The organism is Candidatus Xiphinematobacter sp. Idaho Grape (assembly GCF_001318295.1).
GTDB lineage: Bacteria > Verrucomicrobiota > Verrucomicrobiia > Chthoniobacterales > Xiphinematobacteraceae > Xiphinematobacter.
The window spans coordinates 761,853-785,816 of the sequence record NZ_CP012665.1 but is presented as its reverse complement, the minus strand read 5'-3'; the positions used below and the strand labels follow the sequence as shown (position 1 = coordinate 785,816).

The 23,964-nt window shown below is 47.3% G+C and carries 22 protein-coding genes and 1 tRNA gene; 22 read left to right on the top strand and 1 reads right to left on the bottom strand.

Annotated elements, in window-relative coordinates:
• Nucleotides 1-24 precede the first annotated feature (24 nt).
• The 17 genes from sctL to AMD24_RS03595 all read left to right on the top strand — a co-directional run bounded on the left by sctL (nt 25) and on the right by AMD24_RS03595 (nt 18,163).
• Nucleotides 25-600 carry a type III secretion system stator protein SctL gene (sctL, locus tag AMD24_RS03685; protein WP_062100711.1) on the top strand — a complete coding sequence of 192 codons (576 nt, stop codon included), beginning with the start codon at nt 25-27 and terminating at the stop codon, nt 598-600.
• The gene (sctN, locus tag AMD24_RS03680; protein WP_082383057.1) at nt 597-1,970 is read left to right on the top strand and encodes a type III secretion system ATPase SctN; all 1,374 of its coding nucleotides are present in this window, start codon (nt 597-599) and stop codon (nt 1,968-1,970) included. The genes sctL and sctN overlap by 4 nt, the downstream gene beginning before the upstream one ends.
• The gene (locus tag AMD24_RS03675) at nt 1,967-2,485 is read left to right on the top strand and encodes a hypothetical protein (RefSeq protein WP_062100710.1); all 519 of its coding nucleotides are present in this window, start codon (nt 1,967-1,969) and stop codon (nt 2,483-2,485) included. Before sctN ends, AMD24_RS03675 begins: the two co-directional genes overlap by 4 nt.
• Entirely contained in the window at nt 2,478-3,365 is an 888-nt protein-coding gene (locus AMD24_RS03670; protein ID WP_062100709.1) for a hypothetical protein, read from the top strand. Before AMD24_RS03675 ends, AMD24_RS03670 begins: the two co-directional genes overlap by 8 nt.
• Nucleotides 3,349-4,524 (top strand): FliM/FliN family flagellar motor switch protein, encoded by a 1,176-nt coding sequence (locus tag AMD24_RS03665; RefSeq protein WP_062100708.1) that lies wholly within the window; start codon nt 3,349-3,351, stop codon nt 4,522-4,524. The genes AMD24_RS03670 and AMD24_RS03665 overlap by 17 nt, the downstream gene beginning before the upstream one ends.
• A gap of 17 nt (nt 4,525-4,541) precedes the next feature.
• Nucleotides 4,542-5,204, top strand: a complete 663-nt coding sequence (gene sctR, locus AMD24_RS03660; protein WP_062100707.1) for a type III secretion system export apparatus subunit SctR — start codon at nt 4,542-4,544, stop codon at nt 5,202-5,204.
• Nucleotides 5,205-5,233: 29 nt separating this feature from the next.
• Nucleotides 5,234-5,512, top strand: a complete 279-nt coding sequence (locus AMD24_RS03655; RefSeq protein ID WP_148565192.1) for an EscS/YscS/HrcS family type III secretion system export apparatus protein — start codon at nt 5,234-5,236, stop codon at nt 5,510-5,512.
• 47 nt (nt 5,513-5,559) lie between these two features.
• Nucleotides 5,560-6,339, top strand: a complete 780-nt coding sequence (sctT, locus tag AMD24_RS03650; protein ID WP_082383056.1) for a type III secretion system export apparatus subunit SctT — start codon at nt 5,560-5,562, stop codon at nt 6,337-6,339.
• Complete coding sequence (locus tag AMD24_RS03645; RefSeq protein ID WP_062100704.1) at nt 6,336-7,403, top strand: EscU/YscU/HrcU family type III secretion system export apparatus switch protein; 1,068 nt, start codon at nt 6,336-6,338, stop codon at nt 7,401-7,403. Before sctT ends, AMD24_RS03645 begins: the two co-directional genes overlap by 4 nt.
• 152 nt (nt 7,404-7,555) lie before the next feature.
• Nucleotides 7,556-8,707 carry a KamA family radical SAM protein gene (locus AMD24_RS03640; RefSeq protein WP_062100703.1) on the top strand — a complete coding sequence of 384 codons (1,152 nt, stop codon included), beginning with the start codon at nt 7,556-7,558 and terminating at the stop codon, nt 8,705-8,707.
• Between the two features lie 1,445 nt (nt 8,708-10,152).
• Nucleotides 10,153-10,512 carry a hypothetical protein gene (locus AMD24_RS03625; RefSeq protein WP_062100700.1) on the top strand — a complete coding sequence of 120 codons (360 nt, stop codon included), beginning with the start codon at nt 10,153-10,155 and terminating at the stop codon, nt 10,510-10,512.
• Between the two features lie 54 nt (nt 10,513-10,566).
• Nucleotides 10,567-11,592, top strand: a complete 1,026-nt coding sequence (locus AMD24_RS03620; RefSeq protein WP_062100699.1) for a thiamine pyrophosphate-dependent dehydrogenase E1 component subunit alpha — start codon at nt 10,567-10,569, stop codon at nt 11,590-11,592.
• Nucleotides 11,589-12,554 (top strand): alpha-ketoacid dehydrogenase subunit beta, encoded by a 966-nt coding sequence (locus tag AMD24_RS03615; protein WP_062100698.1) that lies wholly within the window; start codon nt 11,589-11,591, stop codon nt 12,552-12,554. The genes AMD24_RS03620 and AMD24_RS03615 overlap by 4 nt, the downstream gene beginning before the upstream one ends.
• A 14-nt stretch (nt 12,555-12,568) precedes the next feature.
• Nucleotides 12,569-13,753 (top strand): 2-oxo acid dehydrogenase subunit E2, encoded by a 1,185-nt coding sequence (locus AMD24_RS03610; RefSeq protein ID WP_062100697.1) that lies wholly within the window; start codon nt 12,569-12,571, stop codon nt 13,751-13,753.
• A 160-nt stretch (nt 13,754-13,913) separates the two neighbouring features.
• The gene (locus AMD24_RS03605; RefSeq protein WP_062100696.1) at nt 13,914-16,388 is read left to right on the top strand and encodes a glycogen/starch/alpha-glucan phosphorylase; all 2,475 of its coding nucleotides are present in this window, start codon (nt 13,914-13,916) and stop codon (nt 16,386-16,388) included.
• Between the two features lie 20 nt (nt 16,389-16,408).
• Nucleotides 16,409-17,344, top strand: coding sequence for a sugar phosphate isomerase/epimerase family protein (locus AMD24_RS03600; RefSeq protein WP_158404388.1), 936 nt, complete (start codon nt 16,409-16,411; stop codon nt 17,342-17,344).
• Nucleotides 17,345-17,425: 81 nt separating this feature from the next.
• Nucleotides 17,426-18,163, top strand: coding sequence for a RibD family protein (locus AMD24_RS03595; RefSeq protein WP_082383055.1), 738 nt, complete (start codon nt 17,426-17,428; stop codon nt 18,161-18,163).
• Here the strand turns inward: AMD24_RS03595 and AMD24_RS03590 are convergent.
• On the bottom strand, nt 18,153-18,833 hold the full coding sequence (locus AMD24_RS03590) for a metal-dependent hydrolase (RefSeq protein WP_062100693.1): 681 nt from the start codon (nt 18,831-18,833) through the stop codon (nt 18,153-18,155). The two genes, AMD24_RS03595 and AMD24_RS03590, sit on opposite strands and share 11 nt — an antisense overlap.
• Between AMD24_RS03590 and AMD24_RS03585 the strand changes: the two genes are divergently transcribed.
• The 5 genes from AMD24_RS03585 to AMD24_RS03565 all read left to right on the top strand — a co-directional run bounded on the left by AMD24_RS03585 (nt 18,823) and on the right by AMD24_RS03565 (nt 23,784).
• Nucleotides 18,823-19,902 carry a sugar phosphate nucleotidyltransferase gene (locus AMD24_RS03585; RefSeq protein ID WP_062100692.1) on the top strand — a complete coding sequence of 360 codons (1,080 nt, stop codon included), beginning with the start codon at nt 18,823-18,825 and terminating at the stop codon, nt 19,900-19,902. The genes AMD24_RS03590 and AMD24_RS03585 overlap by 11 nt on opposite strands.
• A 62-nt stretch (nt 19,903-19,964) precedes the next feature.
• A tRNA-Thr gene (locus AMD24_RS03580) sits at nt 19,965-20,038 on the top strand.
• Nucleotides 20,039-20,124: 86 nt separating this feature from the next.
• Nucleotides 20,125-21,918, top strand: a complete 1,794-nt coding sequence (gene lepA / locus AMD24_RS03575; protein ID WP_062100691.1) for a translation elongation factor 4 — start codon at nt 20,125-20,127, stop codon at nt 21,916-21,918.
• Between the two features lie 24 nt (nt 21,919-21,942).
• Nucleotides 21,943-23,052: a signal peptidase I gene (lepB, locus tag AMD24_RS03570; RefSeq protein WP_062100690.1), complete on the top strand. Its 1,110-nt coding sequence runs from the start codon at nt 21,943-21,945 to the stop codon at nt 23,050-23,052.
• Between the two features lie 69 nt (nt 23,053-23,121).
• Entirely contained in the window at nt 23,122-23,784 is a 663-nt protein-coding gene (locus AMD24_RS03565) for a LysM peptidoglycan-binding domain-containing protein (protein WP_062100689.1), read from the top strand.
• The last annotated feature ends 180 nt before the right edge of the window (nt 23,785-23,964 follow it).

The window sequence follows — 23,964 nt, the reverse complement described above, 5'->3', positions numbered from 1 at the left end:
AGATTTCATAAGGAATTGCCTTTAATGCATCAACAAGGAAAAATTCTCAAGGCTTCCTCCTACAGAGTTGTTTCTTCAGCCATAGAATTATTAGAGGCTGCAAAGACTGAAGCACAAAAAAGACGACAGGAAGCAGAAATTGAGTGGGGGCTTCAACAGAGACTTGGCTACCAGCAAGGTAGTGAAAGGGCACGCCGAGAAGCAATTCGTCATCATTGGACTGTCATTGCAAACACACTGGAGTACCTCAACACTCTCCAGGAGCAGATGGTGGAGACCATCGTGGAAGCCGTTCGAGTCCTCATTCAGACGACACCAGCTGCGGAACGTGTTTTACATCTTGCAACGGCGGCAGTCGAGCGACTCCGACAGCAATCGTGGATAGTTCTCTGTGTACATCCAGAAGACATCGACGGCGTTAACATCCTACTAGAGGGCTGGAAGAAAATCTTCTTACCCAGGCAAATGCGTGTGGAAACACGCTCCTCTGAAGAGGTTGGAAGGGGGAATTGTGTCCTTGAATCCCCCATAGGAAGAATCGATGCCTCCCTGGAGGCGCAGCTCCAGGTCGTCCAGGAGCACATGCGAGAGGCATTATGAGTACCGAGGCTCAGTCCACTTATCAAAAGGCAGCCCCCCCTTACCAGGGCATATCTCCGAACTGGATTGCTCCTATTCGTAGGTCGCTGCAAACTGTGCGTTCACGGCCACTGCGTGGTCGGATTACAGCAGTGATTGGCATGCTCGTTAAGGCAGTTCTTTATGGAGTCAGGATCGGGGAACTCTGTGAATTACGCAGACGGCATTCCACTACTCCTATCCTAGCAGAAGTAGTTGGATTTACGAGCGACGAAGTACTCCTTATGCCCCTCGGAGATCCAGGTGGACTCTCTCCAGAAACAGAAGTTATCCCAAGTGGAAAAACACACGAGGTGGCTGTAGGAGAGGGACTTCTGGGCCGTGTCCTAGATGGGCTTGGCAACTTCATGGATAATGGAAAGGCTGAGTTTATACCTGAAGCGGTCTATCCAGCTAATGGAAAGCCTCCCTCTCCACTGTCTAGACAGCTGGTATCACGCCCGATTTGTCTAGGAGTACGTGCCATTGATTCGCTTCTTACTTGCGGGGAGGGACAGCGAATGGGTATCTTCGCAGCGGCAGGGGTGGGGAAAAGCGCTTTATTGGCACAGCTTCTGCGGAACACTGATGCTGATGTTGTGGTTCTTGCTCTCATTGGAGAACGTGGGCGCGAGGTGCGTGAGTTTTTGGAAATGGTTTTGACTGAGGACACAAGAGACCGCACAGTGGCTGTCGTGAGCACTTCGGACCGTCCTCCCTTGGAGTGGATCAAGTCAGCTTACGTTGCCACGACCATTGCAGAGTACTTTCGAGATCAAGGGAAACGCATCCTACTGTTAGTCGACTCCCTAACACGGTTCGCACGTGCCCAGCGGTTGGTTGGATTAACTTGTGGGGAGCCTCCAGCCCGACGTGGGTTTCCGCCTTCGGTATTTTCCGTTCTCCCGCAGCTCTTGGAGCGTGCTGGTAATGCCAAGGTTGGTTCCATTACTGCACTTTATACTATCCTTGTGGAGGGGGATGATATGAATGAGCCGGTTGCGGACGAAGTTAGGTCCCTACTGGACGGGCATATTGTCCTTTCAAGAACTCTAGCAGCAGCAAATCATTTTCCCGCTATATCTGTATTGGACAGCGTTAGCCGCGTAATGACCAATATCATAGATTCTAAACAGGCAAGCGCTGCAGGACGAGTGCGAGAGCTAATGGCCAAATATGAGGAGGCTGAGCTCCTATTAAAAATCGGAGAGTATAAGGAGGGAGTAGACAGTCTAACTGATGAAGCCATCGCGAAAAGAGATAAGATCAGTAGCTTTCTTCAGCAAAAGTTTGAAGATTTCTTTAGCTATCAAGAGAGCATTCACCAGCTAGAAGAATTGGCGCAACGATGAACGCCAAACGGGAGAAAAAAAGAGCACTAGTATTTCTGAAACTTCGTAAGGCAAGAGCTCAGATTGCCGCAATAAAGAAATCAGTTTGTCTACGCCGACAAAAAGAGACATTCCAAGTATGGCAGCGCGCAGAAAAACGGGCACTGGACTATGCACATACTCGAGACATAGAGGCAAGTACTGCTCTTAAGGCCATCTGTGCAAAGCACTCGGTTTATCGCAGGGGTTTGGAGAAGGAGTATGCCAGATTTTTTTGGCGCACCGAACAGTTGAAGGAATTGCAGAAGGCTGCTTCAGAAAAAGAGGAAGCCTATACTAGAGCCTTAGAAGAAACATCACGAGCACGCACAGAGCACATATACTCAGAAAGCAAGTCCGATCAGGCGGTTCGCTTTTACAAGAGGGTGCTCCTCTGCCACTTACAGCAACTTCTACATACAGAATCTGAGGAAAACGAGGAAGCTGCCTCCAGCAGATACATTTTAAAGTCCTTGAAGGCTAATTTTTATGAGTGAGAAAATTTCTTCTGATATACAAGCCGCTGTGTCCAAGGGGCAACACTACCCAGTTCTATTTGTAAAATCTGATCTTTCTAGAGTGTCTTATTTTCGGAGCCTTATGGAGGAATGTCAGGATAGTTACTTGTTGAAACCTTGTGGCAAAAGCGCTTCCCTTCCTTATGGAGAAGAGACTGCGAAAGCGTGGAAAAAGGATGGAAGCAGCACAGTAGACTGCCACAGTAAAAGTCCGAGAGGAAACGACAAGAGCAACGAAGAAGAGAAGACTAACTGGGAAGAAAAAGAAAAAAATCAGTGCCTTCCGCCGTTTTTTGTCACAGGGGCAAATGGGGAATTTTTTCTCCATCCGGGTTTCAAACTTAATGAAAGGGCCAGGGATGAAGAAATAAAAGAAGTCTCCAGCAGGGTGCAGAGTTCCTTTCTTCAAGAACCAGAATTGTCTGCCACTGTAGACTGTGCTCGTGGCGGAAAAGAAACCACTGAAGGCAGCGCTAGCCTGTCTACTAAGGGAATGTTGAATCTGATGCAGTGTGAGCTTCAAGAGCTGGTTAGCAAGAGCGTATCTCATATGGAGATTCAGGGGGATCACTCCTTAAGTATACAACCTCGATCCGATAAACTGCAGAAAACCTTGATAGAGATGCAAAAGTTGCCGAATGGAGATTTTCTTATACGCATAGTTACCTCCTCCAAGGAGGCCCTTGCAGTAATCCAAACACATCTCGGCATGATCCACAGTAGATTTTTGGAGGTCTTCCCTTTTAGGCCGCTCCAACTAAAGCTAAAGTACTCTGGTGATCTTTCTACAGAGGAGCTTCTACGAGAAAAGGGAATGCTTGTCCCTATCAGAAAAATGAGACATGAGGGAGCAGTTTAAACCCAGGCAAATTTCTCCCACTGAGATACGGGTGTGGGAAAATTTGGTTTCATCCCAATACCAGTTGAAAATATCTACTTTGGGCAGGAAGTGGAGGTTTCGTTTTCTCTTAGAAACGCTGCCAATACCCAAAAGCGCCGTTATAGCCACTATCTGTCTAGGTGATTGCTTTGGCACTATTCAATGTAAGCTGTTGCCAACAAGATGGTTACGCGAGATACTGCGTGGCCCGAGTGTGGAAACTCTTGTAGAGCCGTTTCGTTCAGCTGTAGTAGCGGTGTTGTTGCAGGACTTCTTCTCAAAACTTTCTGAAGTAAGCCAACTCCCCATTCGGCTCATTGAGTCCCCTCCCCTCCTAGAGGAGGGAGCATTGTTTACACTTTATTGGGAAATGGCCAACGATTATGATGAGCCAGAAATCATAGGCAGCTTAACTGCGGAAGAAGGGCTAATCACTCAGGTACAGGCTGTCGCTACTACCTGGCCGGTGGTGCCTAGAAAATTGCCAGAGTCTTTAAAAATATCTGCAGACGTGTTAGTTGGTTTTCTCTCTCTCTCGCAGGGAGAGTGTAGTTGCTTGGAAGTAGGAGATATTTTATTGATAGGGCCAGTGGAACGTTGGAGACAGGGAAATTTTTTGCTCCGCGTCTTTCAAGGAAGACAACCTGGATTGTTAATACCAATAAATCCCACCCATTCTAACAACGAGGAAATTCCTCCTTTAATGAGATACTCAGAAAAATACAGCAAAAGCGACAAAGATGATTTAGGGCCTGAAGCGCTAAACTATCAAACACCTAATAATGAGGTTAGAACTCCCACAACAGCCCGTGAGGCTCAGTGGTTGGATGATGCAGAGGTAACGCTTGAGTTCAGTCTGGGGCGTCAGAATATTAGCCTGGGGGAACTAAGGCGTATGGGCCAAGGACATTATTTCCCTATCCACGCGCGGGCAGATTGTTTAGTCAATATCTTGCTGCAAGGGAAAAGCATTGGGCGAGGGGAATTAATCCAAGTAGGAGAAGAGGTAGGGATTTTAGTACGGGAATTCGGATTCGAAAAAGCCAATCCTACTTCTCAGACAAGCGCAGTAGCCACTATGTCCGAGGAAGCTTCTCAGGCTACTATGTCCGAGGAAGAGAGTGTAACTAGAGAATAAGTGGCTTATGCTTTTCAATGACTCTTAGCTTTCCTAATCCCTCTCAGATTATCCTGGTGTTAGTAGGAGCTTCCCTCTTGCCATATCTGGCGGTGTTGGTGACCTCATTTACAAAGATCATTGTAGTACTGGGGATCTTAAGAAACGCGTTGGGTCTTCAGTCCACACCACCTAACATAGCACTAAATGGAATCGCCATAATTCTTTCTCTTTTCATCATGCAGCCAGTCTGCTTGAAAACATGGGACCTCCTTAAGCAACAACATATCGACTGGTCCACAGCAACCCTTCAGGAGATGGAGGTAGCCTGGAAAGATATTAGCCCACCTGCCATTCAGTTTCTCAAAAAAAATAGCCAGTTGGAAATGCGGCGTTTCTTTATGGATATTGCACGCAGGAGCTGGCCGAGAGATCAGTATAACAAGCTTGATGAAAGTAGTCTTCTTATTCTTGTCCCTGCCTTTGTAGTTACAGAGCTAACTGCTGCATTCCAGATCGGGTTTATCATCTACTTACCTTTTCTTGTCGTCGATCTAGTCGTTTCTAATATCTTGCTTGCACTAGGGATTATCATGATTTCTCCTACGGCAATCTCGCTTCCTTTTAAGTTATTGCTCTTTATCTTCGTGGATGGCTGGACACGTCTCCTGGATGGCCTAGTAATGACCTATCGCCTGTGAAAAAGGAAAAAATTACAAGGAAGAATTATATGAACCAGGACACGGCAGTCTATCTTACTTCCAAAGCACTGATGTTAGTACTAACAGTATCCTCACCACCTATCCTCGTAACAGTTATTTTGGGAGTTAGTGTAGCATTATTCCAGGCCTTAACACAGATTCAGGATCAAAGCCTCCCATATGCTATCAAATTATTTGCTACTGTATTAGTACTTATCTATGCCATGAATATGATATTCAGTGATCTCATTCATTTTGCTGCCTTTTCGTTTCAAAATTTTTCTGGTTTGATTAGGCCGAATAACTGAGCCAAGAAATGTGGTAACGGGAGAGGGCAGAGCGCAGATAGGAGTGAATGGAGGACTTTGCAAAGGTAATCATGACTATAGCACTCGCAGTGCCGCGAATAGGGACGGCCTTTGCTATCGCCCCTTTTTTTGGTTCGGGCTTCCTATTAGGCATCCCACGTCGTGGCTTTATTCTCTCTGCCGCGCTAGTGTTTATCCCCACACTCCTTCTGGCTCCATTTCCTCAACAGCCACCTTCCCCTCTGTTACTATGCGCCTTAGTAGTTAAGGAAACCCTCATTGGCTTACTATTCGGATTCGGATCGAGCATTGGGTTTTGGGCTATGCAAGCTGCTGGGGAATACATTGACTCGCAACGCGGAGCGACAGCAGGAGCTTACTTTAACCCCCTTCTTAGGGGGCTCAATTCCCCTGTGGGGGGTCTCTTGTTGCGGTTTTCGATTATGTTGTTCCTTGCAACACGCGGATTCGTAGTCTTCCTTTCCGCTTTGTTAACTAGTTTCGAAATCTATCCACTTTGGAATTTTCTTCCTGAATTGAAAATGTTAAAGACAAGCGCCTTCTTCCTGCTGGCAAGGCAACTCTTTGAGCTTTCCATCCTCTACAGTGCTCCTCTGTTGGTCCTTTTCCTTCTCATTGACCTTGGGCTAGGCTTCATGAATCGCTTTGTTCCTTCCCTCAATGTGTTTTTCTTCTCTCTTCCAGTCAAGAGTGTGGCTGGATTTCTATTAGTGATCGTCTACTTGCCCTTCATAGCACGGGCTTTTTCACGCAATTTATTCAGCAGCGAAAGCCTGTCTATCTGGATTCGCTCAATCCTGTCATGAGCGAGGAGCGCGGCTCAGCGGAAAGAACGGAAAAGCCAACACCTAGGCGTCTCGGAGAGGCACGAAAACGTGGTCAAGTAGCGAAAAGCGTAGAAGTCGTGATCACTGTTTCTGCTGCTATCATCCTGGCCACTGTGTTCTTCAGTTTCCCGCACGTCAAACTCTGGCTAGAGGATCTGTTTGCAACCATCTTTCTTTCTCTTCCGAAAAAGAAAGAAGCGATATCCCCCTGTCTGCAACAGGCTGCAAAGATCGTATGCTTTGAGGTTGGATTGGTTGCCGCAGCATCTTGTATTTCAGTCATTGTAGGGAATGTCGCCCAGTTTGGATTTTTACTCTCCTTCTTTCCACTAAATCCAGAGCTTACAAGACTTAACCCCGTGCAAGGGCTCAAGCGCATTTTTTCCATCAAAACGCTGTTCGAATTCACAAAATCCGTCCTCAAGATTTTGGTTCTTGGGAGCGTAATTACTTGGATAGGGTGGTTCTTTGTTGGGCAGCTTGTTCTTTTACCATTCGCTGGCTTTGCAGGAATCACACAGGCCATTTCCAAGATGCTCATCTTTTTCTGTGCAGTTATCTGGACAGTTTGGGCTCTCCTTTCAATCATAGATTTCCTAGTACAAAAATACCTGCACACAAAGCAATTGATGATGACCGTACAAGAAGTTCGACGGGAAAGTAAAGAAACTGAAGGCGATCCAAGGATAAAACACGTACGTAGGGGAATTCATCAGGAGATACTCCTCGAGGACACTGCCACTGCCACTCGACGTTCCACCGTTGTAATCACCAATCCTGTCCACTATGCTGTCGCTATCTACTACGCTAGGAGAGAAACCCCCTTGCCAATTTTGCGGGCTAAGGGAGCAGGTTTCATAGCTCTTCTCATGACTAGAATTGCCAGCGAGGAGGGAATCCCTGTCATCGAGAACGTTCCTATTGCCAGAGTTCTCTACAAAAAAACAAAAGTTAGTGATGTGATTCCCTATGATTTGTTAGCTCCAGTCGCGGAAATCCTCCGTTGGGTTTCCATGCTTCCGACAAAAAACTCATCAGGGTAACCAACTGTTTTTGTTGACATTAAAACACCAAGAAAATATAGGTGGTCACGCACGCGTTTTTACCTCCTTGCTGCTCCTCACTAGAGATAGTCGATGAATTGGACTCCTCTCTGCTCAGCCTAAAACTAGATGCACCCTCCGTCTTGTGTCACATGGACAACCACTTATCCAGAGGAGCTGCTCGGTTTGTTTCCCACGCTCCTGGTTTTTGGCGGGAGATAGGTGCAGAAAATTGGTCTGACTGGCACTGGCAACTGCGGGAACGGATAACCACCTTGGAGGGAGTGGAAAAATACATTGGCCTGAGCCGCGTGGAAAAGTTAGGCGTTTCGTTATCCGCTAAAAAATTAGCGATGGCGGTAACCCCACATTTTTTTAACCTTATCGATCCTGGAGATCCTGCTTGCCCTGTCCGTCGACAGGTGATTCCAAGAGCGGAAGAGGGAAGGAGCTCCTTGGAAGAAATGATGGACCCTTGTGGAGAGGATTCGCATATGCCAGTGCCAGGGTTAGTACACCGTTATCCTGATCGGGTGTTGCTTCTGGTAACAGATCGCTGTGCGGCCTACTGTCGCTACTGTACTCGTAGTCGCATTGTGAGTGGAGTAAGCGAACATGAGTTTCGTACCGACTTTAAGCAGGTGCTTTCCTATTTAAGACAGCACAATGAGGTGCGTGACGTCCTTATTTCTGGTGGAGATCCTCTTTTATTTTCTGACAGGAAACTGGAGGAGTTGCTTAGTAACTTACGCGCAATTACTCATCTTGAGTTTTTACGCATCGGAACGCGCATTCCTGTTTTTCTTCCTCAGAGGATTACCCTTGAGCTTTGCAGGATGCTACAAAAATTCCATCCACTTTGGATAAGCATTCACGCAAACCATCCTCGGGAGCTGACTGTAGAGACGCGGGAAGCACTCAACCAACTTTCCAACCACGGAATTCCCCTGGGTAATCAAAGCGTTCTACTCGCAGGAGTCAACGACAGTGTAGAGACTATGCGTGAGCTTGTCCACAAGTTGCTCCTTTGTCGAGTGCGGCCTTATTATCTTTATCAGTGTGACCTTATTCGGGGCTCATCCCACCTTCGTGTCCCTCTTAGAAGAGGGATTGAGATCATTAAGGGACTGCGAGGGTACACGACGGGATATGCTGTACCCCAGTACGTTGTTGATGCCCCGACTGGGGGTGGGAAAATCCCGATCAACCCTGACTACGTAGTATACAAGGACGAAACGAAAGTCTTGATTCGCAATTATGAAGGGAAAGTTTTTGAATACCCGGAGATAGATCCCTCCGCTTAGAGGACTCGACCTCAGTTAAGGGAGTATTCCTTTTCACTACTTCTCATAAAAGTTGCCTCTGTCTGACGGAAAAGGTGATCCCACCGGGTTTACCACCTGCGTTCTTGCGCTTTTCCTCTGTTATGATTGCGTTATGGCACCAAGAGAGCATCGTTGCTCCATGAAGAGTTAGGAGAACAATCGATGCCTTCCCCTCTCCAGAAGGGGCCTGAAGCGTCCTAAGAGGGCGACTTTGTACTAAGCCAGAATCAGCTCTTACACCAAAGTCCGATTTTAGTGGACACGCCCATCTGATTTTTAGAGTTCGAAGTGATATTCTTAGACCAGGCAGAGAGATGTCTCTTTTGTAGAAACTTTACCAGGACTAACAAGGGGCTTTTTATTCCGAGGGGAGCACATATAATGGCACCACTGCCCGCAGGGTATCGCGGCCAAACCTTACCCGGCTCGATACCGGCCGCAGCGCTAACTGTACTCTCAGGGAAGAAAGTTTGTTTAGGTCGGGCAAAGGGGGAGTCTATGGGTAGCTTCTTCGTGTGCTGAAGTGGAAGAGAAACCTAATAAGATTTATTCTGCTCGACCAATAATGGCCTCTATTCGCAGAAACGCCTAGCTGAATTAGGGCATGTGTGTGCTTGCTCTCTAACTGAGGGGTAAAGACCCGAGGAAACGTCAAAAGTGGTGCTACAGCATTGTAGGTCATGGTCTTGCTTGCCAGACAGAGAGGTTTCTGTCTTGGCGTCACTTTCCATGTCTATGTTGTGTCTCAGCTACTTAGGATGGAATTCTCCTGTAGCTACTTATCCGAGGAGCGCTTCTTTTGGTAGAGATTCTAGCCTATCCACTTCGATTATCGGGCCAGAACTTGGAGTCTAGAGACAGAACATTTCTGCACAGAGACGTCCCAGTAGTACTACTTGCTAATAGCTAAGAAATATTTTTCTTTGGAATTTTTCTGAAGGCTCCATAATGTAGCAACTCGTTGGCACCGTGTTCATATTTCCAGATCTTTCAAATATTTCTGGTGTTGACTCTCATCCAGACTTATCAGGAGCAACTTCTGAAGAGTTAGAATCTCAGGTCCAAAGGGCAAGAGCAGAGTTAGAGGCTCTACAAGAACGCCAAAACCAGATAGGGAAGGAAACAGTCTCATTGAATCCGAAACAGACACCACTAACGACATCTGGAACAATTAAACGGCACTTATAAGTCCTTTAAGGAGCAATGAGGTCAAAATTTATGTCTGAGTCAAATTACACTCCGGGTTTTGAGGACCTGGTAACAGGCAACAAGGGCATTTTCGACTCAGAAGTCAAAGGCTTTTTTTATTGGCTGAAGAGCGGTTTCGCCTTTACCCTGCCGCTTATTTTCTTTGGCATTTTAGCTCTTTTGGTTGTTTTTTTGGACACTAGGAGGAGTTTATCGACGATAAAATGTCCAGTGGAATGATCAAAAAGAAGCTTTCGGGTAGAAAAAGCCTATTAGCTCTTAAACAAGGGCTACTCCTACAGCAGGAAAAAGAGCTATGTCAAGAGGAGGCATTGCTGAGACGTCAACTGCAAGACTTACCTGCTGCAGTAGAGACAAAACGCAAGCATCAAGAGGTGCACCGATATACAAGAGTAGTTCGCCGCGCGACGTTTATCTCCGGGAAACTGCCTGGGATGTTTTCGGGGAAGTCTCCTCATCGTCCTACCTGCAATCTTCCCGCAAAGGGGAGACAAGCCGCTAAGACTAGATTTGTCATTTTGGTCCTCATACTTGCTTCTATGGTTGTTTTGATTTGGCGCGCCATTCCCAGCTAGTATGGAACCAAAGCCAGACAATACTTTGTTAGAAGTAGTTCTTCGACTTTTTGCATGCCAGCCTCGCCAGAAACAGAGTTGCAAAAGATTACTGCTCAAGGGCAGTACATCCAGGCATATCGTTTCATGCTGGTGGCACGTCTGTTAGAGGAAAAGCTGGCTAGCTTATACCGTGCTGGCTTGATCAAAGGTGGGGTGTTTCTTGGAAGAGGACAGGAGGCTTTTAGTGTCTCTCTTGGCCTTCATCTGCGCAGGGGTGACATTTACGCCCCACTTATTCGAGATCAAGCTGGACGTATGGCATTTGGGGACACCATATTAGACACCTTGAGGACTTATCTTGGGTCCCAGCTTGGATCTATGAGGGGAAGAGATGGTAACATTCATCGCGGATCTCCGAGGCAAGGATGCTATGCGATGATTAGCCATCTTGGGGCAATGATCTCCGTCGTCGTTGGGGGGTTAATGGCAAAGCGCCTCCGGGGAGAAACTGATATTGTCGGAGGATCATGCCTCGGTGAGGGGGGGACTTCCACAGGGGCCTTCCATGAAGGTATAAACGTAGCTGCTGTGGAGAGGGTACCATTGGTACTTCTCGTAGCAAATAACCAGTATGCTTATTCTACTCCAGTTTCCAGACAGTTTGCTTGCAAGAATCTACTTGACAAAGCAGTTGGATATGGCCTGAGAGGCCACGAAGTGGATGGTACCAATCTGGAAGAGTGCCTGCGCGTGGTAGGTGAAGCTGTTCGCGTGGCCCGTGAGGGGGGAGGACCTCAATTAGTGGTGGGTACTTTGCTTCGACTTGTAGGACACGGAGAGCACGATGATGCAAACTACGTAGATCCTGTTCATTACCAGGCAGCCTATGGAAGAGACTGCATGCACCTTGCCGAACGAACGCTAATAGAGCGTTCTTGGCTTTCACAGGCAGAATTAATGGAGTGGCGAAGAGAAATCTCTTTGGAAGTAGAATTGCTCTCCGCAAAAGTGCTTAGAGAGCCGGTTCCAGACCCTTCAGAGGAAGACTGGAGCGCCATTTCTAATGTTGAATTACGAGATAGTTATTCCGATCGATGAGTATCACTTATCTAGAAGCTATCCGTGCAGCGCAGGCTCATGCTTTAGCAGTAGACCCAAGAGTCTTCCTGTATGGACAGGACATCGGAAAATTTGGAGGTGCCTTTAAAGCCACAAAGAATTTAGCCATAGAGTTCCCAGGCCGGGTATTAGATTCTCCACTGAGTGAAGATGCAATTGTAGGGGTCGCCATTGGCGCAGCCATTGAAGGAATGCGTCCAATTGTAGAGATACAGTTCGCAGACTTTTCTACCTGTGGATTCAATCAAATAGTCAACCATGCTGCGACGCTCTTCTACAGAACTGCAGTTTCTTGTCCAATTATTATCCGATTACCTTCTGGGGGAACTGCTGGGAGTGGCCCATTCCATAGCCAAAGTGTGGAAGCCCTTTATGCGCACTATCCTGGGCTGATCGTTATGACACCTGCGACTGTAGAGGATGCTTACAGTATGCTCTTGGAGGCAATTGCCATAGATGATCCAGTTATCTTCTGTGAGCACAAGTTTCTTTACTATCACTTAAAGGCAGCATCATTGCCAACTGAGGCAGTGCCAGCGTGTCGAGCACGCTTGGCTCGACAGGGCCATGACGCCACTATCGTCACTTACAGCGCCATGTTACATGAATCTCTAGCTGCTGCTGAAGAGCTTACACAAGATGGCTATGAAATTGAAGTGGTAGATTTGCGCTGTATTAAACCCCTAGATACGGACGCTGTACTTGCCTCAGTAGCACGAACAGGACGCCTCCTCTGTGTTGGAGAGGCTTGGCCTTGGGGCGGGGTTTCTGCTGAACTTATTGCACGGGTGGCTTCGGAGGGATATGAGCTGCTGGATGCTCCTCCCCAGAGGTTAAATGCAAAAGAAACCCCAGTGCCATTTCATCCTAACCTTTGGTCCTTCCATCGACCCACCGCTGTGGCTATTGCATCCACTCTTCGGCGGCTGATGGATCTTTAATTTGTTTTAGTCACATGTTCCAAATTCCTGTCACCATGCCACAGCTTGGCGAATCGATTGCTGAAGCTACCGTCGTAGGCATCCTATATCCAGAAGGAGCATCTGTGGAAGCAGATTGCAGTCTCATGGAAGTGGAGACTCACAAGGCATCCATGGAAGTGACTGCCCCGTGTAGTGGAAACTTTGTGAAAATTACCGCTCAAGTGGGTCAGAGCTATCCAGTTGGCTCTGTACTCGGGTACGTGCAGGTTAGTGAACCTGAAGCCCAACGGCTAGGGATGGTGGATAAAACGGCTACCTCATCTTCTTCAGCTACAAAGCGGTATTCTGGCAATACGCCAACAAAAAGAGTGGTTCCTACAGTAAGGCTTCCCGTTCCCGTGCAGACAGGAGGGGCTAGTTATCTTTCTCCACGCATAAAGGCACGTATGAACGAACTTGGGCTGCATGCAGCAGATCTAGCCGGAATTGCTGGTAGCGGAGCTGCAGGTCGCGTGACCATTAGGGATCTTGAGCGGTTCCTGGTCGATCTTGAGCGTAATCAAATTACACCTGCTTCCCCCATGCGTATTGCTGTGGCCGATGCTATGCGTCGTAGCTGGACACGCCCTCTAGCTACGGTTGTTTTGCCAATAGTGTTGGATCCTTTATTGACCCATCGAAAGAAGCAACAAGAAAAACCTGGTCCGACTCTTTATGCTCTACGTGCGTTAGCTCTAGCATTGAGTGAAAACAGCGCTGTGGCAGGACGTCTCATCGGTCACCATATTATTCATCCTCCTGCAATTAACATCGGCTTTGCCGTGGAAGCGGAAGACGGAGTCCTCGTTCCTGTCATCCACAATGCCGACCGATACCGACTAATGAATCTCGTTGGACGTTATAGACACCTGGTAGACCTTGCACAACAACGGAGGCTCCCCGCTAAGGAAACTAGCGGATCGATTGCTACAGTAACTAACTACGGTGTGTTCGGGCTTACCCTCGCTACTCCCATTCCTCTCCCCGAACAGACACTGCTACTTGGTATGGGAATGGGACGTATTTGTCCTACGTGGAATGCAAAAACCAGAGAATGGCTACCTGAAACCCTCTCTGAGTTTACTCTAAGTTTTGACCATCGCGTACTAGATGGGGGAGCTGCTAGTCGCCTTTTAAGGCGTGTTGAAGAACTACTCCTTAAGCCAGAAATAATTTAGTACAATATCGGGAGATGAGACTAGACTGATCGGCCGTAATAGAGGATAAGTGCCTTTTCGTCCCTTCACTGCAAAGGGACTTGTTCACTTGCTATGCCTCAAGAAATGAGAACGGTTGATTATCCTGATGACACGCAGTCCACCCAAATCCTTTTAGCTGATGACTGATACCAGTAGTGTTCCAGAGTTAAAAAAACTAATCTACAATCAATTAAGGCTTGGATTAGTACGAGATCCAGAAACGGCGACTCTCCGAGATTGGTGGATCAGCACTTCTAAAGCCGCGAGAACCATTATTATCGAGCGTCTGATTGCAACTCAGAGGGAACATTACCGAAAAAACGTCAAACGTGTTTACTATTTCTCCCTAGAGTTTCTCATGGGACGTCTCTTTTCCAACAGCCTCCACAACGTTGGTATTTTCTCGCAGATCCAGCAAGCAATTGGTGAAATGGGCCTGAGTCTTGACAGTCTCCGCGAGGAGGAGTACGACATGGCCCTTGGGAATGGGGGGTTAGGCCGCCTTGCTGCCTGCTTTATGGACTCGCTAGCCACCATGGATTTCCCTGCCATTGGCTATGGGATTTACTACCAGTATGGCCTTTTTAAACAGGAGTTTCATAATGGCTACCAGGCAGAATTGCCTGATGATTGGATGCACCTCTTTGGATCCCCTTGGGAGATCAAGAGGCCAGAATACGCTACAGAAGTTCAGCTTTATGGTCGTGTAGAAAATGTCTTTGATGAGTATGGCAATTGCGTACAGAAGTGGGTAAATACCAAAAAGGTATTAGGTATCCCCCACGATATTCCGGTACCAGGATTTGGAACGAAGACTGTCAATTACCTTCGGCTTTGGGCATCTCACGCAGACAAAAGTTTCGATTTTGAAGCTTTTAACCGGGGGGAATACGATAAAGCCATTCTGGAAAAAAACTGCAGTGAAATTCTCACCAAGGTACTTTACCCAAATGATAAAACTGAGCGAGGTAGGGAGTTACGTTTTATTCAACAGTATTTCTTCGTATCCTGTTCCTTGCAGGACATCCTCCGTCGGTTTCTCAAAAACAATGATAACTGGGAACACCTTCCAGAGAAGGCTGCTATTCAACTTAATGACACTCACCCGGCGATCGCTATTGTAGAATTAATGCGGATTTTTTTGGACCTTTATGCAATGCCCTGGGAGCAAGCATGGTCCATTGTTACTCGTGTATTTGCTTATACAAATCATACTCTTCTTCCAGAAGGACTTGAGAAGTGGAGTGTTGCTACCTTCTCTGCAATTCTGCCGCGGCATTTACAGGTTATCTACGAAATTAATTCTAAGCTTCTAGAACAAGTCGAAAAAAAGTGGCCACATAATACCAGCAAGAGATGTGCACTATCTCTAATTGAAGAAGGAAGAGAAAAAATGGTGCGCATGGCTCACCTATGTGTAGTGGGCAGTCACTCAGTTAATGGTGTAGCAGCGCTGCATACTCAGCTTCTTAAGCAGCACCTATTCTCTGAGTTTCACGCGCTTTACCCATCAAAAATCAACAATAAAACTAATGGGATTACCCCTCGCCGTTGGTTACTGGCATGTAATCCCCGGTTAAGTGTTCTTATCACCTCGAAGATTGGTGACAGTTGGATAAGAAATCTTAGTCGACTCCGTGCTTTAGAGGACTACATAGAAGATCCTGAGTTCCAGCAGGATTTTATGGCAGCTAAATTAGCCAATAAGACGTTCCTTGCCAGCTTGATTCAACAGGAGTGTGGAATCACTGTAGATCCTAGTGCGCTTTTTGATGTTCAAATCAAGCGACTCCACGAATACAAGCGCCAGCACCTAAATCTTCTTCACATCTTGGCGCTTTACCGCCGTCTTTTACAGAACCCTAATTTGGATATTGTGTCTCGAGTTTTTGTCTTTGCAGCGAAGGCGACCCCAGGCTATGACATGGCGAAGTGTATTATTAAGGCCATTAATTCTGTGGGAAGTGTAATCAACCGAGATAGCCGGATCAGTGGAAAACTAAAGGTCGCATTTCTGCCAAATTATCGAGTTTCCCTTGCCCAACGGATTGTACCTGCAGCTGATCTCTCGGAACAAATTTCTACTGCTGGCAAAGAAGCTAGCGGGACTGGTAACATGAAAATGGCTTTGAACGGAGCTCTAACTATAGGGACGCTGGATGGTGCTAATGTTGAAATTTGCGAAGAGGTGGGAGAAGAAAATATCTTCCTATTTGGTCTGAAAATCAACGAAGTGGCGGCGCTTTTGCGCAAGGGATATTGTCCAGAGGAGTTTTACCACGCGGATGAGGAGCTCCGTGCTGTGATAGACTGGCTGGGGTCTGGCTACTTTACTCCTTGCGATCCACCGGGGACGTTAAATCCCCTTCTAGAGAGTCTTATTCATCAAGACCCATTTCTCGTCCTCGCAGACTTTCGTTCCTACAGTGATTGTCAACAACGTGTTGATGCAACCTTCCGGGATAAGTCCCTTTGGGCACGGATGGCAATTTTCAATACCGCACGGGTAGGAAAATTTTCTAGCGACCGCGCCGTTGGAGAATATGCACGTGAGATATGGCAACTTGATCCTGTTCCAGTATTGGGTGCAGAGCTCAACCGATGTATCCCCTAGGGGCAGAGAGGATTCTAGCTATGTCAACCTCCTGGAATGTCTACAAACATCATTCCAGTAAGGCTATGCTTGAGGAAATTGTGGCGTTGGGTTTTAAGTGGATAGAACTCAGTCATGGCATAGATGCTCATATGGTGACCGAGATTTCCGAGTTTGTTCAAAGGGGAAGAGTACGTATTTCCAGTCTCCACAATTTTTATCCTGTTCCTAGGGAAAGGAATGATCTTAGCCTCTTGCAATTTACTTCTTGTAGAGAGGACCAACGCAGGTGGGCTGTTAGCTTCACTCAACGAACTATTGATCACGCAGCTAGGCTCGGCGCCAGCTGTGTGGTACTGCATTTTGGAAATGTAGGAGGCCTCCGCTCCTATCGCCGTTTGCGGCAGCTTGCACTCCAAGGAAAGCTTTATACGAAAGAATTTGCCCGAGCAAAAATCCGAGAAATTCTTTGCAGGGAGCGGTGGTCCGCTCCTCTAAAAGAACGAGCTGTCGACTGTTTGCTGCAGTTAGGGGACTACGCTGGCGCAAAAGGGGTCCGCCTTGGTATTGAAAACCGAAAAGCCTACGAAGAGTTCCCGAGCGAGCGAGAGCTCCTCGCCCTACTGGAGAAATTAAGTCATCCAACGTTCGGTTACTGGCATAACTTTGGGCACTCTCAGGTTAAAGAGCACCTTACGTTGGTCAATCACAAAGAATGGTTAGAGCGCGTTGGATCTCGGGCAGTTGGCTCACATGTGCGCGATGTTCAAGGATTGGACGACGACAATCTTCCCCCATTCAGTGGAACGATCGACTATCCAAGACTAGTACCGCTTCTTCCAAAGGACTGCATCTTTGTGTTGGACTTAAAGGGTTTTAGTAGGAGCGGAGCGATTCGAGCATCAGTCAAACGCTGGAAGAACATGTTTCTTTCCCAGGAAACCAGCGGTGGGGAGTCTAGATCTTCTGCAAGATAATCACAAGATAATTGCATTTCTCCACTAGGCGCTTCGCAGCCCAGTGGTATTTACCTGTGCTGGACTCGTAAAACGGCTTTTATGAAACAATGCCAGAGCAGCTTTTGGCCTAGAGTCATCGTCAACTTTTCCATGAGCGCCGACGGAAAAGTATCTACGCGAAACTGGACACCTAGCGGATTCGGATCGGCAGAAGATCGTAGGCGTTTGCAGGAAATCCGGGCTCGTGGAGATGCAATAATGGTCGGCCGAAAAACGGCAGAGATCGACCAAATGCGGATGGGAATCTCCCTGGCAGATCTCCGAGCTAGACGGCAAGCAGCTGGTAAGCCAGCAGAGCCGTTGCGCGTGCTAGTAAGTGCACGGGGTCTCTTGGATCCAAGAATGAAGGTTTTTTCCGCAATGCGGGCACCTCTTCTAATTTTCACAGCCTGCAACTTACTCCTTCGCATGCAATCGAAGTTTCCAGAAGGTGTCATCATTAACGTCTTGACCGAAAGATCATTCTCTGTGAGAACCATCCTCCGTGTGTTACGGTTCCAGTACCACGTGCGCACATTAGTCTGCGAAGGGGGGCCTACGCTAATGCGATCGCTGCTGGAAGTGGATGCCGTTGCAGAAGTGAACCTGACAATCGAGCCACTTATTTTTGGGGGATGTCGTGCCCCTACTCTTTCTGGTCTACTCGACAAGTTTTTAGGCCGTCCTATACGTTTTCAGATAGAATCAATAGAAGTAAAAGAGGGGGCCTGCTTTCTAAGGTATGCAAGGAGAGCAAAAAGACACCCGAGAATAAGCAGAGCTATGCCTACAATTTAATGGAAGCCCCAATGGGGAGGAGAAGCAATTGCAGGTTGGCTTGCTGGAAGTGGTGCAGAGCCGTTTGCTGGTCGATTTGAATGGCAGGGAATGTATCATAATGCAAGCCAAGCACATCCCTTACCTTAGTAAGGTATGCCGCTCGCGCAGCGTCTTCGTATCCCATCGTGAAGGTATCACCAATAGGTAAGGCCGAGAAATTAAGCTGAAAATCTTCCCCGATGCACTTCATGTCAGTGTTCAGAGCGGTATCACCCGAGTAGTAAAACGCCCCAGCGCTGGAGTGCACGACAAATCCTCCCGGGTTACCACCGTACGAGCCATCAGGTAAGCTGCTACTGTGCTGCGCATAAACATACTTTACCTTCCCAAATGGCAGGATCAGAGTACCTCCATGGTTCATGGCGTGCGTTTTGCACACTCCCTGCTTTGCAAACCAGTTGCAGACCTCCCAATTAGAGATAATGGGAATGTTCCTTGTGCGGGCTAAGTAGGCGGCATCAGCTAAATGATCCTCATGTCCATGGCTAACGAAAATATAGTCTGCCGAGACCTGTTCTAACTGGATATGATTGGCGAGTGGATTTGGGGTGATAAATGGGTCAAACAACAGCTCCGCTCCTACAATACGCACTTTGAAGCAAGCGTGCCCATAATAAGTGATTTTCATAGCAGATCTAGCATGCACCTACAATGTACCTGTAAAAATTAGAATCAAAAAGCTTGCTATAGCAGCAGTGGCTGATGACATAAGCCTTGCGTTCGTTTTTTTAAACGGATCGGCTCGAGCAGTACTGCATCGTCCGTATTTTGTCTATGGCATAATTAACCTCATGGCTCTTTCTCTCTTGATTCTTGCAGCTGGAATGGGGAGCCGATATGAGAGGCTAAAACAGATGGACCCCGTCGGCCCTAACAATGAGGTGATCATGGAATATTCTGTTTACGATGCCTTACAGCATGGTTTCGACGAAGTGGTATTCGTTCTACGTAGAGAGTTTGAAGAAGTGTTTCGTAGGAAAGTTCTCCGGCGATTGAGTGGGCATATACGCGCAGGTTTTGTGTTGCAGGATCTGAACGATTTACCTCCCGGATTTTCCGCGCCTAATGATCGCAGTAAGCCTTGGGGAACAGGGCATGCTGTTTGGTGTGCTCGTCATGTTCTCAAAAAATCCTTTGTTGCCATTAATGCAGATGACTTTTACGGAGAGGATGCTTTTCGCAATGCAGCTTTGTTTTTCTCGCAGTCTGGGCTAAAGCACACTGCCTTTATGATGTCAGGGTTTCAGCTAGCGAACACCCTTTCGGATCATGGACCCGTTTCCCGAGCAATATGTGCTGTCAACTGGCTGGGAATGTTACAGGCGGTAGAGGAGCATTTGAGTATTGAGAATCGTCCAGATGGGATTGTGAGCCTCACGGAAGATGTTGTAGTAAAACGGTTTAAGGGTACAGAAGCCGTTTCATTAAACTTTTGGGGGCTAACTCCCTGCCTGTTTCCACTCTTGGAAGAAAGTTTTTGCTCCTTTCTTTCAAGAAATTTGAATGCTACAGAGGAGGAATTCTATATCTCTAGAGCAATCTCAGAAATGCTTTTTCACTCTAAGATCACTGTATCTGTCCTTCCAACTAGTAGCCGCTGGTACGGGGTAACCTATAAAGAGGATAAGTTTCCTATGGTTAGAGCGATTACAGACTTTGTACAGAGTGGGAGCTATCCAGCGGCCCTCTGGAAGTGAGATGTAGAAAATGTTGGCCAACAACGAAATTCCTGGTTTGGTTGTAATGGTTGTTCTCAAGTGCCGGCGTAGCATAGTATGGTAGTGCGATCGATTCGTAATCGATAGGTTGCGGGTTCAAATCCCGTCGCCGGCTACCGTTTGTGCGTCTACACCTACGTATGAGAAGCGCAGGCGTGGCGTTTGTTGTGTGCCACATGTCTCTTTAACGCATCGCGTCCAATGCCAGCAAATCTTACGCGTAACTTTTGTATCATCGCGCACATCGATCATGGCAAGACTACGCTTTCCGACCGCCTTTTAGAAAGTACTGGAACTATCGCGGAGAGAGAGAGGCAGGATCAGCTCCTTGATTCTATGGACCTTGAACGAGAGCGTGGCATCACTATCAAGGCTCACCCAGTAACAATGCATTATCTGGCTCAAGATGGACAAAACTACCGGCTTAATCTTCTTGATACCCCAGGGCATGTAGACTTTGCCCACGAAGTCTCCCGCAGCCTGGCAGCCTGCGAAGGCGCCCTGCTGATTATCGATGCTGCCCAGGGGGTGGAAGCACAAACTGTCGCTAATGTAAGTCTGGCAACCAGGCAAAACCTAACCATTATTCCGATAATAAACAAGATTGATCTTCCTAGTGCAGATATCCATGCAACGAAGCTGCAGCTGGAAGAAGTGCTGACTATTCCTGCCCAAGAAGCTATTGAAGTAAGCGCCAAAACTGGTATCGGGGTCGCTGATGTTCTAGAAGCAATCGTCAATCGTGTCCCGCCTCCAACCAGCCAAGATGAAGTCCTGCGTGGCTCTGTGTTTGATTCTGTATTTGACAGTCATAGAGGAGTCGTTGGGTACATCCGCATTTTTTCAGGAAGCATAGTACCCGGTCAAATAGTCAAGATGATGGCGACAAACAAGCACTACACAATTAAAGAGGTGGGAATCTTTACCCCAAAGAAGACGAGCCAGCCGCAATTGGAATCTGGTGATGTTGGCTACTTCATCGCAAACATTAAATCTACCTCAGAAATTCTGGTGGGAGATACGCTTACAGACTCTCATCATCCTGCTCCCCTTCCTCTTCCCGGATTCCAGAGAATACATCCAATGGTGTTTTCTGGGATTTATCCTATCAATACTACGAACTTTGGATCTCTTAAGACAGCCATGGGTAAGCTACAGTTAAATGACGCCGCATTTATGTTTCAGACGGAGAGCAGTGCAGCCCTTGGGTTCGGATTTCGCTGTGGATTCCTCGGTCTGCTTCATATGGAGATTGTCCAAGAACGCCTCAGACGGGAGTATGCTATAGACATCATAGCTACCCACCCAAGTGTAATCTACGAAGTAATCAAAACCAATGGTGAGCGTCTAGAAGTAGACAATCCTGCCAATTTACCTGATAGGAGTGCTATCCTAGAAATCCGAGAGCCCATTGTGGACTGTTTTATCATGGTTCCAAATGAGAATCTTGGGGACCTTATGCGTCTTACCTCGGAAAGGAGAGGAGTAGTAGAGCAAACGAGATCTGTGGATAGTCGCCGGATAATGATAAAAGCTGTCTTGCCCCTCAATGAGATCGTGGTAGACTTCCACGATAAGATTAAGACCCTGACCCATGGCTATGGTTCTATGGACTATGAATCAGCGGGTAGCCGTCCTGCAAATCTCGTGAAGCTAGAAATTTTGGTCAATGGAGAGCCGGTTGATGCATTCTCCAGTATCGTGCACCGCGACAGAGCGGAAGCAAGAGGTCGATGCCTAACAGAGAGGCTAAGGGAGGTAATCCCCCAACAGCTTTATCAGGTAGCAATCCAGGCAGCTATTGGTGGGAAAATCGTCGCGCGTGAAAACGTCTCTCCACTGCGGAAGAATGTGACTGCAAAATGCTACGGAGGCGATATCACCCGCAAGCGGAAGCTGATAGAAAAACAAAAAGAGGGCAAGAGAAGGATGAGGACAATCGGTAGAGTAAGCATTCCACCAGAGGCGTTTATAGCAGTCCTAAGGGCTCGCTAAGACCAGAATTGCCTACCCTCTTCAATGCTCTTCTTTACCCCTAGCTATATTAGAGAAGCACGGCGGGCCTTATATGTAGTGCACAAAGCGCTGCGCTATCAGAAAGATCTGCTCACTTTGAAACAGCTGCGAAAGCTGAGGGATGGCATCTCTCAACTGCAAGAAGCAATACGACAAGAAAAAAAAGACAGCGTCATTTTTTCCATGCAGGCTTTAGAGCAATGTACCCTCCGAGTAATGCCACAGCATAACCGTCCAGGTTGGCGTGAAAATATAGAAACGATTCTAGTAGCTGTCATTCTGGCGGTTAGTATACGAGCATACTTTCTCCAGCCGTTCAAAATTCCCAGCGGCTCCATGCAACCTACCCTCTTTGGAGTTACAGGCCACCCCTCCTCCCTTCCCCCGCCTTCTCTGCCTATTCGAATCCTTGACCTTGCTGTATATGGACGCTCACATCTAGATGTCATTGCTCAGTCTAATGAGACTATTCTCCACATAGAGGAGCATCGGTTTCTTAATTTTTTTACCTTTACACAGCTCATAGGAGACAAGCACACCTACTGGGCTTTTGCTCCGTCTTCTGCACTTTATTCTTACTTTGGTGTAAGCGTAGGACGCTTCTATAGGCGCGGACAAGCCATCGCTCGCGGGATAGTCTCTTCAGGAGATCAGTTGTTTGTAGATAAACTCGGATGCCACTTTATCCCCCCACGCCGAGGTGATATCCTCGTGTTCAGGACGCTAAACATCCCAAAAATCCAGTCCCGCCGTCTGAAGAACGTCGCCTTTGAGCACTATATAAAACGCCTAGTGGGAGTTCCAGGCGATGTTCTGCGTATCGATCCCCCTCTTCTCTTCATTAATGGGAAAGTGCCCGCCGAGTTGGGACTACAGCGGGTAATGAGTTGTAGCAATAGCTTTCAAGGATATGTGAACGTTCCCTTCTCTCTATACCTTTCTACACCGCAAGACACCTTCACTGTGCCCCCAAATAGTTACTTTGTACTGGGGGATAATAGCTATAATTCCAGTGATAGTCGGGAATGGGGGATTGTCCCGCAGGAAAATGTAATAGGTCGAGCCTTATTTATTCTCTGGCCGTTTAGTACGCGATGGGGATGGATTCATTAATAGAGACTCTGATTGTATAAAACTGTGAGAAGTCTTGCATAACGCGATCCGTTCGTTTGAACGCCAATTATGAGGCTTTTGCTTTTCTGGGTATTTTTCTCTTTTTTGTGTACTGGATGCGATGGCCCTACTTTTTTTTCTACTAACTTGCGTCAACGTGCCGAGCGGGCAGAGGCAGATGGAAAATATCGCCAAGCACTGGAGCTTTACGAGAGATGCATAGATGGAACTCCTATGGGAAGAGAAGTTCACTATCGTATGGCTCTAATTTGTAGCTCCAAAACTCACTATTTGGTGGGGGCTCTCTATCATTTTCAGCGTTTTATTGAGCAAGTTCCAAAGGATACTCGCATTAAGGAGGTTCTAGAGGACATGAGGCGCCTTCGTCTCCTCCTTGCAAGCCAACTTTCTGAAGGAGTACTAGTTTCTCGGGCAGAAGCTATACGCCTTAGGAATGCAAACCTTTCCCTTCAATCTCAGTTGATAACCTTGCGTTCTCAGAAAGAATCTCCTCTTCAGACCCAAGCCTCTTCTAAAAAGAAGCCCACCAGTCGAACCGGTCCGGAGACACGCACTTATAGAGTGAAGCAAGGTGATACGCTCGTTATAATTTCCGCAAGATTCTACAAGACTCCACGGCGTTGGAGGGACATTGCAGATGCAAATCGAGCCCAGCTTAACGGCTCCACGCACCTTAAAGCAGGTATTGTACTGACTATCCCCAATATCTGAGGCCTCCCACAATTTGTAAGTCCTTTCCGGGGACCGGAAAAACGCCTCAAGAGTAAAGCTGCATCCATGCCCAGCCATCCACCACCCAAAACCCATACCCTCAAGGCCGCTTGGCTGTGTGAGGTACACTGTCCTGATTTCTTTTATTCCTGATTCTTAGATTCTTGCAAGGAACGTTGT